Source organism: Corynebacterium tuscaniense DNF00037, from assembly GCF_000759055.1.
Classification (GTDB): domain Bacteria; phylum Actinomycetota; class Actinomycetes; order Mycobacteriales; family Mycobacteriaceae; genus Corynebacterium; species Corynebacterium tuscaniense.
This window is the reverse complement of sequence record NZ_JRNG01000024.1, coordinates 1-14347: the sequence shown is the minus strand read 5'-3', so window position 1 is coordinate 14347 and position 14347 is coordinate 1. Positions and strand designations below refer to the sequence as shown.

At 58.9% G+C, this 14347-nt stretch carries 11 protein-coding genes; 4 read left to right on the top strand and 7 right to left on the bottom strand.

Annotation, left to right across the window (positions count from 1 at the left end; translation table 11 throughout):
• Nucleotides 1–55: 55 nt before the first annotated feature.
• The 4 genes from HMPREF2129_RS06745 to HMPREF2129_RS06730 form a co-directional block, all read right to left on the bottom strand.
• Nucleotides 56–1441, bottom strand: coding sequence for an NAD-dependent succinate-semialdehyde dehydrogenase (locus HMPREF2129_RS06745; protein WP_034664601.1), 1386 nt, complete (start codon nucleotides 1439–1441; stop codon nucleotides 56–58).
• A gap of 124 nt (nucleotides 1442–1565) precedes the next feature.
• Nucleotides 1566–3119, bottom strand: a complete 1554-nt coding sequence (locus HMPREF2129_RS06740; protein ID WP_052092926.1) for an APC family permease — start codon at nucleotides 3117–3119, stop codon at nucleotides 1566–1568.
• Nucleotides 3112–4047 (bottom strand): universal stress protein, encoded by a 936-nt coding sequence (locus HMPREF2129_RS06735; RefSeq protein ID WP_052092924.1) that lies wholly within the window; start codon nucleotides 4045–4047, stop codon nucleotides 3112–3114. The genes HMPREF2129_RS06740 and HMPREF2129_RS06735 overlap by 8 nt, the downstream gene beginning before the upstream one ends.
• A 12-nt stretch (nucleotides 4048–4059) precedes the next feature.
• Nucleotides 4060–5556 (bottom strand): flavin monoamine oxidase family protein, encoded by a 1497-nt coding sequence (locus HMPREF2129_RS06730; protein WP_034664600.1) that lies wholly within the window; start codon nucleotides 5554–5556, stop codon nucleotides 4060–4062.
• A 112-nt stretch (nucleotides 5557–5668) separates the two neighbouring features.
• Here HMPREF2129_RS06730 and HMPREF2129_RS06725 point away from each other — a divergent pair, with 112 nt between their 5' ends.
• A complete protein-coding gene (locus tag HMPREF2129_RS06725; protein WP_034664597.1) occupies nucleotides 5669–6340 on the top strand; it encodes a TetR/AcrR family transcriptional regulator in 672 nt (223 codons plus the stop codon).
• Nucleotides 6341–6352: 12 nt separating this feature from the next.
• Here HMPREF2129_RS06725 and gabT read toward each other — a convergent pair whose 3' ends face one another.
• Entirely contained in the window at nucleotides 6353–7681 is a 1329-nt protein-coding gene (gabT, locus tag HMPREF2129_RS06720; RefSeq protein ID WP_034664596.1) for a 4-aminobutyrate--2-oxoglutarate transaminase, read from the bottom strand.
• A 140-nt stretch (nucleotides 7682–7821) separates the two neighbouring features.
• On the opposite strand from gabT, the gene HMPREF2129_RS06715 reads away from it, so the two are divergent.
• From HMPREF2129_RS06715 to HMPREF2129_RS06705, 3 genes are all read left to right on the top strand, one after another.
• Nucleotides 7822–9375 carry a PucR family transcriptional regulator gene (locus tag HMPREF2129_RS06715; protein ID WP_034664593.1) on the top strand — a complete coding sequence of 518 codons (1554 nt, stop codon included), beginning with the start codon at nucleotides 7822–7824 and terminating at the stop codon, nucleotides 9373–9375.
• 163 nt (nucleotides 9376–9538) lie between these two features.
• On the top strand, nucleotides 9539–11029 hold the full coding sequence (locus tag HMPREF2129_RS06710; protein WP_408605836.1) for an NAD-dependent succinate-semialdehyde dehydrogenase: 1491 nt from the start codon (nucleotides 9539–9541) through the stop codon (nucleotides 11027–11029).
• 109 nt (nucleotides 11030–11138) lie between these two features.
• Nucleotides 11139–12383 (top strand): aromatic amino acid transport family protein, encoded by a 1245-nt coding sequence (locus tag HMPREF2129_RS06705; protein ID WP_034664589.1) that lies wholly within the window; start codon nucleotides 11139–11141, stop codon nucleotides 12381–12383.
• A gap of 12 nt (nucleotides 12384–12395) precedes the next feature.
• Here HMPREF2129_RS06705 and HMPREF2129_RS06700 read toward each other — a convergent pair whose 3' ends face one another.
• Entirely contained in the window at nucleotides 12396–13229 is an 834-nt protein-coding gene (locus tag HMPREF2129_RS06700) for a carbohydrate ABC transporter permease (protein WP_034664587.1), read from the bottom strand.
• Nucleotides 13226–14263 (bottom strand): carbohydrate ABC transporter permease, encoded by a 1038-nt coding sequence (locus HMPREF2129_RS06695; RefSeq protein ID WP_034664585.1) that lies wholly within the window; start codon nucleotides 14261–14263, stop codon nucleotides 13226–13228. The genes HMPREF2129_RS06700 and HMPREF2129_RS06695 overlap by 4 nt, the downstream gene beginning before the upstream one ends.
• Between the last annotated feature and the right edge of the window lie 84 nt (nucleotides 14264–14347).

Here is a 14347-nt window from a genome sequence, read left to right as displayed (position 1 = left end):
CTCACCGGAGCCGGTAGCACGTCCTGGTCTTATGCAGTGCTGCGGGAGGGCGAGATTAATCCGCTTCGAAATACAGCTGCTTGTTCACAAACTCATCCATGCCCAGCGGACCAAGCTCGCGGCCGAAACCAGAGCGCTTCACACCACCGAAAGGAATCTCCTCACCTTCGCCGGCCGGAGTGTTCACGTTGGACATACCAACCTCCAGCTGACGAGCGATGGCGCGAGCACGATCCTTGTCCTTGGAAAAGACCGCGCCACCGAGACCGTACTGGGTGTCGTTGGCCAGCTTCAGTGCCTCCTCATCAGAGGAGACCTTGAACACCAGGGCGATCGGACCGAAGAGCTCTTCGTAGAACACCGAGTTCTTGGTGTCCATATCGGTGAGCACTGCGGGAGCGTAGTAGGCGTTCTCACCCAGGCCACCACCAGCCAGCAGGGTTGCACCTTCCTGGACAGCGCGAGTGACTTGCTCGTCCAGGCGCTCAGCGGCATCGCGGGAGGACAGCGGGGAATAAACGTCGTTTTGGCCGGCTTCTTCCGGTGTTCCCAGCGTGGCCTTTTCCGCCAACTTCACCAGCTCACCCACGAACTCGTCATAGATGTCATCCATGATGATCATGCGCTTGTTGCCATTGCAGACTTGGCCCATGTTGTACATGCGGACTTCCCACGCCAGCTCTGCGGCAGCCTTCACATCATCAGAGTCCAAGAGTACGTAGGCATCATTACCGCCGAGCTCCAGAACTGCCTTCTTCAGGTTCTTGCCGGCAGTTGCGCCGACGGCTGCGCCGGCACGCTCCGAACCGGTGAGAGAAACACCCTGCACACGCGGGTCCTCAATCATCGTGGTGATCTGGTCGTGGGAGGCGTACACGTTCTGGTATACGCCAGCCGGCACACCCGCATCATCGAAGATTTTCTGGATAGCGGCAGAGGACTCGGGGCAGATCTCAGCATGCTTCAAAATGATGGTGTTGCCGTTCATCAGGTTCGGCGCAGCAAAGCGAGCGACCTGGTAGTACGGGAAGTTCCACGGCATGATGCCCACCAGCGCACCCAGTGGGAGATGGCGGATGACGGCGGTGCCGCCGTTGTAGCTTTCGATCTTGCGGTCAGCAGCGAACTCTTCACCGTTGTTGGCGTAGTAGCGGAAGATATTGGCGGACAGCTCTACCTCGTCAATGGCGTGGGGGCGGGACTTGCCCATTTCGCGGCCGATGATGTCAACCAGGTCGTCCTTGCGTTCGTCGAAAAGCTCAGCGACACGCAGCACGTATTTCTTCCGCTCGGCGATATCGAGGGCGGCCCACTCCTTGAAGCTTTTCTCCGAGGCGGCGAGAACCTGCTGGATCTCATCATCGGTGGCGCCAGGGTACGTCGCGGTGATTTCACCGGTCGCCGGGTTTTCTACTCGGTAGGACAGATCTTTCTCAGCCATGATGTCTCCTTTGTTTGGGGAACCCAGTGCGGGTCCCGTATTGGGGTCAGTATGGGTCACATTGTGTGGTCTGCCTTTGCCCGTGGCTGCCAGTGTAGAGATGTTGCCACAGGAAAGCAGATGTTTAGACTGTCAAAACAGTATTCGTATCATCCTCCTCGGCTGTGACTCGTGGCAGAATCTCGCTACGGAAGAACTCCGGATGGCGCAGTCGTGTGAACAGCATGAGTACTACCCCGAGGAGCAGAATGCCCATGCCGAGGACAAAGACCGTGCCGACACCAAAGATCGAAGACCCAGAGCCGTAGGACGGGTCGATGGAATCAAATGCGGTGATGAAGAACATGGTCAACAGCATCGTTCCGCCGATCAATGGAAACAGGAACCGGAAGAAGAAACCGCGGACAGAGTCGGTGATCTCCTTACGGAAGAACCACACGCAGGCAAATGCGGTGATGCCGTAGTAAAAGCAGATCATCAAACCCAGCGCAGTAATGGTGTCCCACAGCGCATTCTCGGAGGCGATCCTGGTTACTGCATAAAAACCACCGGCGGCAACGGCAGAAGCCACGGTGGCCACACCAGGGGTGCGGAACTTCGGGCTAATGTGTGCGAAAACCGCCGGCAGGGCCTTGTAGTACCCCATGGCCAGCAGCGTGCGCGCCGGGCCGACGATGGTGGACTGCAGTGAGGCGAAAGAACTCGCCAGAACTGATATGGACATGAGGATGGCCCACGGGCCCATCACGGGGCCGGCGAGTGCCGCGAAAATGGATTCTTGGTTCTCCGGGTTGCCGGCACCGAGACCGGTATCACCAGTACCGGCCCACGCAACGACAGCGACGGCGGTGAGGATGTACACGGTGATGACCACCAGCACGGTGAGTGTGGCTGCCCGCCCCGGGGTGCGCTCTGGGTCCTTGGTTTCCTCATTCATGGTTAGGGTGACATCCCAGCCCCAGAACATGAAGATCGATAGGGAGATTCCTGCGGCGACAGTGGAAAAATCACCAATCGTCAGCGGGTTAAACCAGTCAGCTTCTACCGGGTGAAAGTCGTATCCGCCACCGTGGTACGCATTCCACAGTGCCATTCCGCCGAAGAGTACGAGGGTGAACAGCTGCAGAGCGACGAGGAAGTATTGGAGCTTCTCTGTGGATTCGAGGCCGCGGTAGGAAATGTAGGCGGCGACGGCTAGGAACACGATGGTGGTTGGGATGTTCACCCACAGATTGCGGGTGAGGTCCGCGAATGCACTATTGCCGGTGAGCTGTGCCAGCAGGATGTAGAAAAAATCCACGGCCACGGCAGCTAGATTCGACAACACCAGGATGGTTGCTGTGATCAGGCCCCAGCCACCCATCCAGCCGACCCACGGGCCAAAAGCCTTGGTTGCCCAGGTGAACGAGGTACCGGAATCCGGAACACGGTTGTTCAGCTCGCGGTACGCGAAGGCGACGAGCAACATGGGGAAGAAGCCGAGCAGGAGGATCGCCGGGACGTGGTCGCCGACCTCAGAAATCGTGGGGCCGAGCCCCGAGGTCAAGGTGTAGGACGGGGCGATGCAGCTCACGCCAATGACGACGGCTCCAAGAAGTCCGACGCGCCCAGCGATGAGCCCTTTTTCGCTTTGCGACGGCTGGTGTGCCAGCTCATTTGCCACTTTGCGTTTACTCATGCTGCCCCTCCTCATCGTCATCCTTCGGGCTTTGTGAAGGGGTGACAAGTAGCGGAATCGGAAGACTCCGTAGCACTTTAGCGGCGCGTGGCCCCATGAACATACGGCCAGCGGTGGCAAGCCGGGACGATCCCGCGAGCAGGATTTCGTCCTCACGCCACTCAAGTTCGGCCGCAGCCTCAGCGACAGATGTGCCGGTGACAATTTCGGTGGTGGCTAAACCTTCATCAACGAGGTGTTTTGCCTGTTCTGCAAGATATTCGTTGGCGTTAGCTTCGAGGCTTTCCAATACCGTCTCAGCGATCTCGTGCGGCATAGCTCCCGTATCCTCATCGGTGTGGAACGAGATCAAGCGCAGTTCGCTGTCGGTGTACTGTGCGGTGCGAATCGCCGTGGAAATCAACTGGCGTGAGCCAGCCAGGGTGCCGAACATGCACGACACCCGGCTGATCCGTTCAGGCGCTTGGTAGCGTGGCGGCGCAAGCGCAATCGGAATGGTTGATGAGTGCAAAAGAGCATTCGCCGAAACCCCAATGCTGAAGCGACGCAACAGGCCACCACCGCGGGTGCCCAAAATAATCAAGTCGCAACCCAGTTCCTTGGCGGTGCGGTGCAGTGAATTAGCTTCGTCCACACCGGAGACGACACGGCCGGTGGCCGTAATCCCCTCGGGGACTTTAGCCAACGCATTCTCAAGCCACGCGTTGAGCTTTCGGCTAATGATCGTCTCATGGGCAGTGAGGCGAGGATACGCACCTGAGTAGTTCTCTGAATGCGGAACCACCATGACGATCTCCAAGTCCGCGTCCCAGCTTCTGGCCAAGGCGATGCCAAGGTTCAAAGCATCAGAGCCCGCTGGAGTGGCAAGGTATCCGACCAGGATTTTCGACGGCCCACGGTCCGCAGGCTGCTGTGTTGGCTGGACCATGATCACCCTGCCTTAGTAATTAGCCAGAATGGCATTGGCAGCTCGCTCGCCCTGACGGACAGCGCCATCGACGTGCTGGTAGCCCTCATCAGCAATGTCGGAGCAAGCGAAGTGGATCGGGCCAACAGGTTGGTTCTGCAGGTGGCCCCAGCGGGACAGGCCACCCAGGTCGTAGCTGGTTGCGTACGCGCCGCGGGTCCACTCTTCAGCAGCCATATCGGAGAGGTAGAACGCGATTGGCTCCATGGTCTCCGGCCCCAGGTAGTCCGCCATGGCGGAAAGGATGCGGTGCTTGCGCTCTTCTTCCGGCAGGTGCCACATTTCCTCGGCGTACACATCAGAAACGAATCCGACGAGGGTGCCGTAGGTATCTTCCTCACCAGCGGTACCGCCTGCAATGTTGGCGCCACGGTTGGTGTTGTCGTAGATCTCCTGGACCAGGCGTCCCCCACCGAAACCGGTGCCGGACAGGCCCTTCTCACGCCAGAACGGGGTTTCGTAAATAGCGTGAACCTTGATCACCAGGCCCATGGAGATGTGCTGGTGCGCGATGTGCAAGTCACGTGGCATCGCGGGGACATAGGAGATGCGGTTGTACAGATTTGGTGGAACAGCAATAACAACATTCTTGGCGTGGACGATCACTTTGTCGGAGACGGCCGTGACATCGCCCGGCTTACCGTTATTCGGCACACCGTTGCGCACGTCAGGCTTAACGTTATTCAGGCTGTCCTCGGTGGACGGGTCCGGCTGTGCCCACTGGATCTCGCGGACCGGGGTGCCCAGGAAGACATCTTCACCGAGCTCCTTGGCCATGGTCTCGGAGACAGACATCATGCCGCCCTCGACGCGGCGGTCAAGGATGAAGTCCTCGTCCACGAGGTTAGAGAAGGACCCGGCAGAAGCAGCCATGAGGACTGCCTGCAGGGCAGAGAAGGTGAAGGACGGCTTGGTCAGCATGCCGGATGCGACGTAGATGGAAACATTGTCAATCGCCTCCTCATCATCAGAGAGCTGCTCCAGCCAGTGGCGGAAGGAAATAGAGTCCAGCTCGGCAGCCTTCGGGTGAGCCCACGGCTCCTTGGCACCGATCTCGGCTGCAAGGTCATCGAGGATTTTGATCAGCTTGTCCATCTCGGCCTGTGTGGACTCGGAAGCGGGGAAGACTGGGCCCTCGTATTCGTGGCGCTCACCGTCCGGGGAGACGTAGATGGACTTGCCTTCGCGGTAGCGCTGGAAGGTGCTCAGGCCCAGCTCATCCACCAGGTCAATGAGGCGGGTCTGGTCTGGGGAGATCCACTGGCCACCAAGCTCAACAAAGTGATCAACACCGTTGGCGTCACGTACACGGCCGTTCCAGGTGCGACCGCCGACGCGCTCGCGTGCCTCGAGGACTGCGACGGACTTGCCGGCCTTAGTCAGCGTGCGTGCAGCCATGAGGCCTGCTGGGCCGGCTCCGACGATGACAACATCGCGCTCAATTTCATGTTTTGGTGCGCTAGAATTCATACTTCTACTCCTGTTCTAGGGCCGGTGGGTGCCGGCCATCACGGATATGAACGCCATTCATTAAATGGTGTGACCTAGCGTACATTTGTTTTGCTAATGAAGGAAGAGTCACATGGCAAAAGGGCGTGGCCGCCCCGCAGAATCTCTGGTCAGCGCCGAAAAAATTGGTGCAGCCGCGCTCTCCCTTACCTCGGATAAGGGGTATCAAGCGCTGACCATGACTGCCGTTGCGAAGCGACTCAATGTGGCTCCGAGCGCCCTCTACAACCACATTTCGGGCAAAGAGGAAATGCTCTATTTGATACAGGACGCGGTGATGCAGCTTGTTGATGTTAGGCTGCTCGAACAAGCCATCGCTACAGGTTCGGGCTACCGCACGGCAGTAGAATCCTGGGCGCGTTCTTACCGCGATGTTTTTGCTGGGCACACCCCGTTGATCCCGCTTATTGCAGTGCAGCCCATTGGTGCTTCCCCGCGGACTCAAGAGATGTATGAGGTTGTTGCCCAAGCGCTCATCACTGCTGGATGCCCGCCTGCGCAGGTGATGGAACGCATCATTGCGCTTGAATCCTTCATTTATGGCTCAGCGTGGGACGTCCAAGCCCCAGCCGAGCTTTTTGATCCCTGCGCGATTTCCCCTGAACATTCTGCGCTGCGTCAAGCAGCGGAAGCGATGAGTGGGTACAAAACAGCAAAAAAGGGCCAGCCTGACGCTAACCCTTATGCTGACCAACCTTTTGAGGTTGGTTTGAAAAATCTTCTGGACGGCATGGCCCTCGAATAGATTCTTGCTCCCCTAGATGTTGTTGCGGATTGCTTCCGCGAGAACACGCATGCCGTCACGCAGCAGCTCCTCCGGGATGACCAGGGATGGAAGCAGGCGCACGACGTTGCCGTCAAGGCCACAGGTGAGGATGAGTACGCCGGCGGCCTTACACTCGGCAGCGACCTTGGCCGTCAGCTCCGCATTCGGCTTACCATCCTTGGTTACGAGCTCGATGGCGATCATTGCGCCGCGGCCACGGATCTCCGCGATCTCATCCAGCTCAGTCAACGAGTCGAGTTCCTCGTGGATGATCTTGCCGATTTCCTTGGCGCGAAGAGCAAGATTGTGTTCTTTCATTTCCTCAATAGCAGCGACAGCAGCTGCGCAAGCCACCGGGTTACCACCGTAGGTACCGCCGAGGCCACCGGCCATCGGTGCATCCATGATCTCGGCGCGACCAGTCACAGCAGACAGTGGCATACCGCCGGCGATGCCCTTAGCGGTGGTGACTAGATCCGGCTCGATGCCATCAAAGCTGGAAGCGAACCATTCACCGGAGCGGCAGAAACCAGCCTGGATCTCGTCGGCAATGAACACCACGTTGTTAGCGCGGCACCAGTCCACAATTGCCGGGAGGAAGCCCTCTGCAGGCTCAATGAAGCCACCTTCGCCTTGAATCGGTTCGATGACCACGCAAGCGAGGTTCTCTGCGCCCACGTACTGCTCGAGGTAGCGGATGGTGCGCTCAGCAGCTTCCTCGCCCTTCAGGCCGTCGCGAAGCGGATAGGACATTGGGGCGCGGTAGACATCGCTGGCGAAGGGGCCGAAGGAGGACTTGTACGGCTTGTTCTTCGCGGTCATGGCCATGGTCAGGTTGGTGCGGCCGTGGTAGGCGTAATCGAAGACGGCAACACCTGCCTTACGGGTGTAGGAACGAGCGATCTTCACAGCGTTTTCCACTGCCTCAGCACCAGAGTTGAGCAGCACAGTACGCTTCTCAAAATCACCTGGGGTGAGCTCGTTGAGCAGTTCTGCAACTTGGAGGTAGCTCTCGTAGGGGCTCACCATGAAGCATGTGTGGGTGAAGTGGGTGGCCGCCTCAGCGACAGCGTTGACAACGCGCTTGTTGGAGGCGCCGACGGAGGTGACGGCGATGCCGGAGCAGAAGTCGATGAACGAGTTTCCGTCGGCATCGACAAGCACTCCGCCGTCGGCGTCAACGATGTAGCCAGGAAGGCCAGGGTTCATGGCTGCAGCGACGCTCGCTTTTCGACGTTTATCTAGCTCAGCACTAGCCGGGCCAGGAAGCTCAGTGTTGATGCGACGCTCCTGCGGGAGACGGTATTCAAGATCCTGCATGTGCGGGTTCCTTTCCGGTGAGATGTGCTGCCCGTGCCTGATGTGGGGCAGTGGTGATGGCAGTAGTATCCGTCCTCAGCCCACCCTCAAGGCAACCGACACCCTGTCCATATTTAATCTGCAACTTATACACTGTGTCCATGTCCGATGGTGTGGGTGCTGAAACACGTGGTGGAAGCGTTGAATGGCACGATACAACTGAGCTGCTGGACCTTGCATGGCTCTACGGAATCCGTGCTTTGCAGCTGTCTCCGATCGGGGAGCTGAAGCAGGGAAAATTTGGCTCGGTGCAGGCGAGTGAAATCGTCGAAACTGCAGAGTTCTTCAGACCCCACTCTGTCATTTTGACCCTCGGTCTTCGCATTGATCCATTCGATGAACAGGCGATTGGTGAATATGTTGAACGGTTAAGTCAAGCTGAGGTGGCAGCACTTGGTTTTGGTACGGGCCTTCACCATTCCGATGTACCACCAGCTTTGAAAAAGGCATGCGCTGCAGCTGGACTCCCCTTATTTGAAGTGCCACGTAAAACCCCATTCGCCCTAATTTCCAAAGTGGTCGGTGGAGAGCATGCGCGGCTACAGGCAGCCGCGGCAAATGAGATTCTGGAGGCAGCTGAGGGACTGAACCGTGCGGCGTGGAATGGGGGAGTGGATGCCCTCGTCGGGCGCACGCATAACGCAGTGGGGGCGGATGTTCTCATTGGGGATAGTTCCGGGCGAGTTATTTCCTCCGCACCAGCTCAGCCCACCGAACGCGCATTGAAAGCCTTGCGTTTAGCTATCACTGATGGAGGACGCAGTCGCGCGTATCGCGCTGAGAACCGCATGATCATTGTCCAACGCATGCGAGCACTGGGTGGGAAATACTACGTGGCTGTTGTGGATTCACCTCATGCTTTGCCGCCACTGTCGCGCAGCGCGATTAAACACTTCGTCGGTTTGGCTGAAATCGTTTTGCGTGACCCTCCTGCTCTGCGCAGCGCAGAAACACAACTGCGTGGTGCCGCTTTGGAGCTGTTTCTATCGGACCCGACAACGGAACCTGCAGTTGAACGATTGTTGGATGGCGCTGCCGACGCAGATGGGATGGTGGTGCCGGTAGCGATCGTCGCTGCGAACAAAGCCGCTTCTTCACGTGCGTTGACCAGGCTCGACGAAGGGCTAGGGCTAGGGCAACAACCCCTTGCGTATATGCGGACCGCCCCCGATGGATTTGTTTTCCTGTCGCGCACCCCCATGACCGGCGAAGTTGCGAGTGAGCTCTTTGGTTCTTTTGCCACCCGGTTACGTGTTTTGTCGGGGAGGAGATCACCATGGCGGGATCTCACCAGTGATGAGCTGACGTATCTTGTTGATCGCGCGCGTGCCCTGCCTCCTGGAACCGTGGACGAGTATGTTCCGCGGAGGCTCGACTGGGCTGAAGAGGAGACGGTACAAACCGCACTGTCACGCCGATACCGTGAAGTGTTGGCGCCATTGGCTGAGGATGATCCGGCGTTACTCGAGGCAGTTCAGGCTTTTCTCCTCCACGGCTGCGAGTTCCGGGCCGCGGCGGAGTCATTGGGCGTTCACCGACATACGCTCAAAGCGAGGATCGATCGTGCAGAGCAGCGCTACGGGTTGCCACTAGACGATCCTTTGGGGCGAGCTGAGCTCCTCGTCCTGCTGAGCATTGATGCGCCCGAGGGCTAGCACAACGATCCTCATCGCGCAATGCCCCCTAACCGGGGGACGGCGCCGTGTGCACTGAAGATGGCTCGGAGGTATAGCGTTGCCTATAGAGGAAGCTGGTCTGACCACCAGTTGAAGTAACACCAAAACACAAGAAAGAACAACGAACAAGGAAGGCATGATCATGGCTGATACCAAGGGTTCTGTGAACACCACCACGCTGCTCGATTCCCTGCCCACTGGGCTGTTTATTGGTGGACAGTGGCGTGAGGCATCGAGTGGCGAATCGTTTGAGGTGTGCAACCCCGCCACGGGTGAAGTGCTGGCCACCCTTTCTTCCGCTAACAGTGATGATGCGGTGGCTGCACTGGACGCTGCGGCGAAGGTGCAAAAGGAGTGGGCGCGTACGTCAGCTCGCGAGCGCAGCGAGATCCTCACTCGTGCCTACCAGCTGGTCACTGAGCGTTCTGAGGAATTTGCAACGCTCATGACTTTGGAGATGGGCAAGCCCCTCGCGGAGGCGCGTGGGGAGGTGAAGTACGGGGCTGAGTACCTTCGTTGGTTCGCGGAAGAGACCGTCCGCCAGTATGGCCACACTCAGGAAGTGCCGGAAGGTGGCATCCGCATGGTCACTCGGCGTAAGCCGGTTGGCCCGTGTTTGCTGATCACTCCGTGGAATTTCCCGCTGGCCATGGCTACCCGCAAGGTCGCCCCGGCTGTCGCTGCTGGCTGCACGATGGTGCTCAAGCCAGCTGAGCTGACCCCGCTGACCACCCAGTATTTTGCGCAAACCATGGTTGAGGCTGGCCTGCCGGCCGGCGTGCTCAACGTCGTCTGTGGCACTGACCCGGCGGCGATCTCCGAACCGCTCATTGCTGATCCGCGCCTGCGCAAGGTGTCCTTCACCGGTTCCACTGCTGTGGGCAAGATCCTGATGAAGCAGGCAGCAGACAGCGTTTTGCGCACCTCGATGGAGTTGGGTGGAAACGCCCCGTTCATCGTGTTCGAGGATGCAGACATCGACCAGGCAGTCGCTGGCGCAATGGCCGCAAAGATGCGCAATATCGGTGAGGCCTGCACCGCTGCGAACCGCTTCCTCATTCACTCCGAGGTTGTTGAGGAGTTCACCGAGAAACTGGTCACGGCCATGGAAGCGCTCACCGTGGGCAACGGTATGGACGATGGTGTTGATGTGGGTCCACTGATCGAAGAAAAGGCACGCAAGAATGTGGCAAGCCTTGTCGACGACGCGAAGGGCAACGGTGCCGAGGTCCTCACCGGCGGTAACGCTATCGATGGCGATGGCTTCTTCTTCCAGCCGACTGTTCTGCGTGGTGCCAGCACCGATTCGCGGATCTTCCAGGAGGAGATTTTCGGTCCAGTTGCGTCCATCTACGAATTCACTGATGAGGATGAGGCCATTGAGCTGGCTAACTCCACCCCCTACGGCCTGGCATCCTATGTGTTCTCAGAGGACCCGGACCGTATGTGGCGCCTGGCGGACGGCTTGGAATTCGGCATCGTTGGCTACAACGCCGGTGTCGTATCCAACGCGGCTGTCCCCTTCGGTGGTGTGAAGCACTCCGGCTTGGGCCGCGAGGGCGGTGCCGAGGGAATTGATGAATACACCGAAGTGCAGTACATCGGTGTGCGTGACCCATACGCCAATAAGTAGTTTTACCTGCGCTTCCGTGCGCATATAGCTGGGTGGGGGGCCGGGGTACCGCCGGAGTTTGTGATCCTCTGTGCGTGGCCCCGGTCTATCGGTTGATAGATTCACCCCTATGTCATCGACTGATTCAACACCTGCGCCGTTGCGCGACCATCATGCAGATCCCGCCCGGGCAACTAGCCATGCACTTGGTTTTGGGCAGGGAGTAGCCCTGATCTTTGGCACCAATATCGGTGCCGGTATTCTTTCCCTCCCGTACGCTGCCCGCAATGGCGGGTTCCTCGCTTTGGTGGTGGCGCTTGCAATCGCGGGAACACTCACCACCATTTCCATGCTGTATGTGGCGGAAGTGTCTCTACGCACAAAGGAGCCACTCCAGCTTTCCGGCTTGGCGGAACGCTACCTGGGCCAAGCAGGTCGTTTCCTCGTCTTCGCCGCCATTGTGATTAACAGCATTGGTGCGTTGATCGCCTACGCCTCTGGTTCCGGTCAGCTGATGCATAACCTGTTTGGTTTGCCACCACTGGCAGGCACCCTCATCTTCTACACGCTGGGCTCCTACATCATGTGGAAGGGCCTCCAGGCAACTGGTTTTACCGAAGGCCTGATTACGAGTGGCATGGCCGTGATCATCTTTACCCTGGTGACCTGGACCATGGTGGGTCCCGGCATTGAACTGTCCAACCTGTGGGTGCTCAAGCCCTATTTCATCATTCCGATTATGAACCTGGCTGTGTTTACCTTCTTGGCGCAGTATGTTGTTCCGGAGATGGCCCGCGGTATGGCTGAAACGAAGCCGGAGGCACTGCCGAAGGCGATTATCGCCGGCATGGGCATCACCGCTTTCACTTTGGCTGCTGTTCCTTTCGCGGCACTGGGCCTACTTGGCACCGATGTGACTGAAGTGGTCACCATTGCCTGGGGCGAGAAACTGGGCACGGTTGCGTACTACATGGCCAACTTGTTTGCCCTGCTGGCCATGTTCACCTCGTTTTTGGCCATCGGTTTCACCGCGATGCGCAATGTTTTGGATATCTTCCACTGGCCAGAGGATGGATGGCAGCGCGTGGCGGCAACAGCACTCACCGTCCTGCCTCCACTGCTCATTGCTCTGGCGGGCCTTGGTGGCTTCGTTTCGGCACTCACGTACGCGGGTGGTTTTGCCGGCGCGATTATGTCCGTCGTGCCGGTGCTGCTTCTGCATCGCGCCCGTAAATCAGGCGACCAAGTACCGGTGTGGCAGGTCCGCGGTGTGGATCACGTGGGTATACAAGCCACGATCATCGTGGTGTACGTGGCCGCGTTCATCTACTCGGTGGTGTCCTTGCTGGGATTTGTCCCGGCAGGGTGGGCCTAGCCCCTGGAGGGGCTATCCCTTCACACCACCAGCGGTTAACCCCGAGACGATCCGGCGCTGGAACACCAGCACCATGAGGATCAGCGGCACGGTGACCAGGGAGCCAGCAGCCATGATGGCGGCGTAGGGGTACTCGAAGGCGCTGGGCCCGGAGAACCTTGCGATAGCCACCGTCACCGGCTCCGTTGCGTTGGTAGACAGCTGACGGGCCAGCATGAACTCGTTCCAGGTGGCAATGAAAGCGATGATCGCTGTGGTGAAAATACCGGGTGCTGCTAGGGGGAGCAGGACGAGGCGGAAGGCTTGGCCACGCGTAGCGCCGTCCACACGAGCGGCCTCCTCCAGCTCCCACGGCAACTGGCGCAGGAAAGAGATGAGCGTGTACACCGTTAGCGGCAGCGCGAAGGAAATATTCGGGATGATCATGGCGCGGTAGGTACCAATCCACCCTAGATCGCCGAAAAGCTGGAACAGCGGAGTGACCAAGGCAATGCCGGGGAACATCGACGCTGCCAGGATGATGCCGGTGACAAGGCCTTTGCCCCGGAAGTTCAGGCGGGCCAAGGCGTAGCCGGTAAACACGCCCACAATGACGGCCAACGCGGTGGTGATCAGGGAGATGATCAGGGAGTTCCCAATCGCACCTAAGAAGTCATTGCCCTTGTCCGTGGCCATGGCGTCGCGGAAGTTCTCCATGGTCACATGCGTGGGCCACGGGGTGGTGTCAAAAGTGTGCTTCTTGTCGCGCAGAGCGGTGACCAGCATCCAGTAGAACGGCGCCAGACCCCACACGAGGATGAACAGCACGCCCAGAACGTGGCCGATGGATCCAAGACGTTTCTTCATCGTGCGACCTCCACTGTTTCCTTGGCGGACTTAGCCGCTTTTTTCGCCTTCCGTTTCTCTATCCGCCGTTCCCTTCGGGACCGCGTTTCCTCACCGCCAACATCCGCGCCGGCGAACCGGACGAGGAGGAAGGCGACGGTGAAGATGAGCAGGAAGATCAACGTCGACAAGGCGGATGCTGAGTTGAAGTTGTTCTGGCGCATGTCTTCGACGACGAGCTGCGAGATGGTGGCCGTGGGGGAGTTGGAGGAACCCGAGATCATGATGACGGGAAGGTCGTACATGCGCAGCGCGTCGAGTGTGCGGAAAAGAATAGCCACCATGAGGGTGGGGCGGATGAGCGGCAGGGTGATGCGGGTGAAGGTCTGCCAGGCAGACGCGCCGTCGACACGCGCGGCCTCGTAGACATCCTTGGGCACCATCTGCAGACCAGCAAGAATAAGCAGCGCCACGAACGGCGTGGTCTTCCACACATCAGCGATGATGACGGCGATGCGCGCCGCCCACGGGTCCGTCGTCCACGCGATGGACTGGCCAAGCAGGGAGTTCACAATGCCGTTCGGCGCAAACATGAATTGCCACAACTTCGCGGTCACCGCCGTAGGAATCGCCCACGGGATGAGCACCGCCGCACGCACGAGGGAACGCACGCGGGAAGGGTGGTTCATGATCAGGGCCATCACCATGCCCAGAACTGCCTCCAACGAGACAGTGACCACGGTGAAGAAAAGGGTGATGCCCAGTGCCGGCCAGAAGTCCGTGGCCAGCACGCCCGGCGGACAATCACCGACGGTGCCCGCGGGGCTCATGCAGCGGTTCTGAATCCAATACAGGTAGTTGTCCAGGCCCGCGAAGCCACCATCGACGAAGACACCGGTTGCCGGATCAAGGTGCCGGTTCGCCTGGAACGACAGCCAGATCGCGCGCACGATGGGATAACCAATAACAATCGCCAACACAACCAATGCTGGCGCAACAAGGGCATACGCTTTGCCGGCATCACTGCGGGCACGTTGCTTAACGACGTTGCTCATAAACTCTCCTCACACCCAACCCCAACCTGGGCGAGCGTACTATGCGGGCGCAAAAAACGGCAGGGCCGCAGTCGGTGCGAAAAC

Bases quoted from the DNA above. Each gene is read 5' to 3' on its own strand.
- HMPREF2129_RS06695 (WP_034664585.1), bottom strand. From the start codon at position 14,263: ATGAGCAACGTCGTTAAGCAACGTGCCCGCAGTGATGCCGGCAAAGCG.
- HMPREF2129_RS06715 (WP_034664593.1), top strand. From the start codon at position 7,822: ATGTCCGATGGTGTGGGTGCTGAAACACGTGGTGGAAGCGTTGAATGG.
- HMPREF2129_RS06740 (WP_052092926.1), bottom strand. From the start codon at position 3,119: ATGAGTAAACGCAAAGTGGCAAATGAGCTGGCACACCAGCCGTCGCAA.
- HMPREF2129_RS06710 (WP_408605836.1), top strand. From the start codon at position 9,539: ATGGCTGATACCAAGGGTTCTGTGAACACCACCACGCTGCTCGATTCC.
- HMPREF2129_RS06730 (WP_034664600.1), bottom strand. From the start codon at position 5,556: ATGAATTCTAGCGCACCAAAACATGAAATTGAGCGCGATGTTGTCATC.
- gabT (WP_034664596.1), bottom strand. From the start codon at position 7,681: ATGCAGGATCTTGAATACCGTCTCCCGCAGGAGCGTCGCATCAACACT.
- HMPREF2129_RS06735 (WP_052092924.1), bottom strand. From the start codon at position 4,047: ATGGTCCAGCCAACACAGCAGCCTGCGGACCGTGGGCCGTCGAAAATC.
- HMPREF2129_RS06705 (WP_034664589.1), top strand. From the start codon at position 11,139: ATGTCATCGACTGATTCAACACCTGCGCCGTTGCGCGACCATCATGCA.
- HMPREF2129_RS06700 (WP_034664587.1), bottom strand. From the start codon at position 13,229: ATGAAGAAACGTCTTGGATCCATCGGCCACGTTCTGGGCGTGCTGTTC.
- HMPREF2129_RS06725 (WP_034664597.1), top strand. From the start codon at position 5,669: ATGGCAAAAGGGCGTGGCCGCCCCGCAGAATCTCTGGTCAGCGCCGAA.
- HMPREF2129_RS06745 (WP_034664601.1), bottom strand. From the start codon at position 1,441: ATGGCTGAGAAAGATCTGTCCTACCGAGTAGAAAACCCGGCGACCGGT.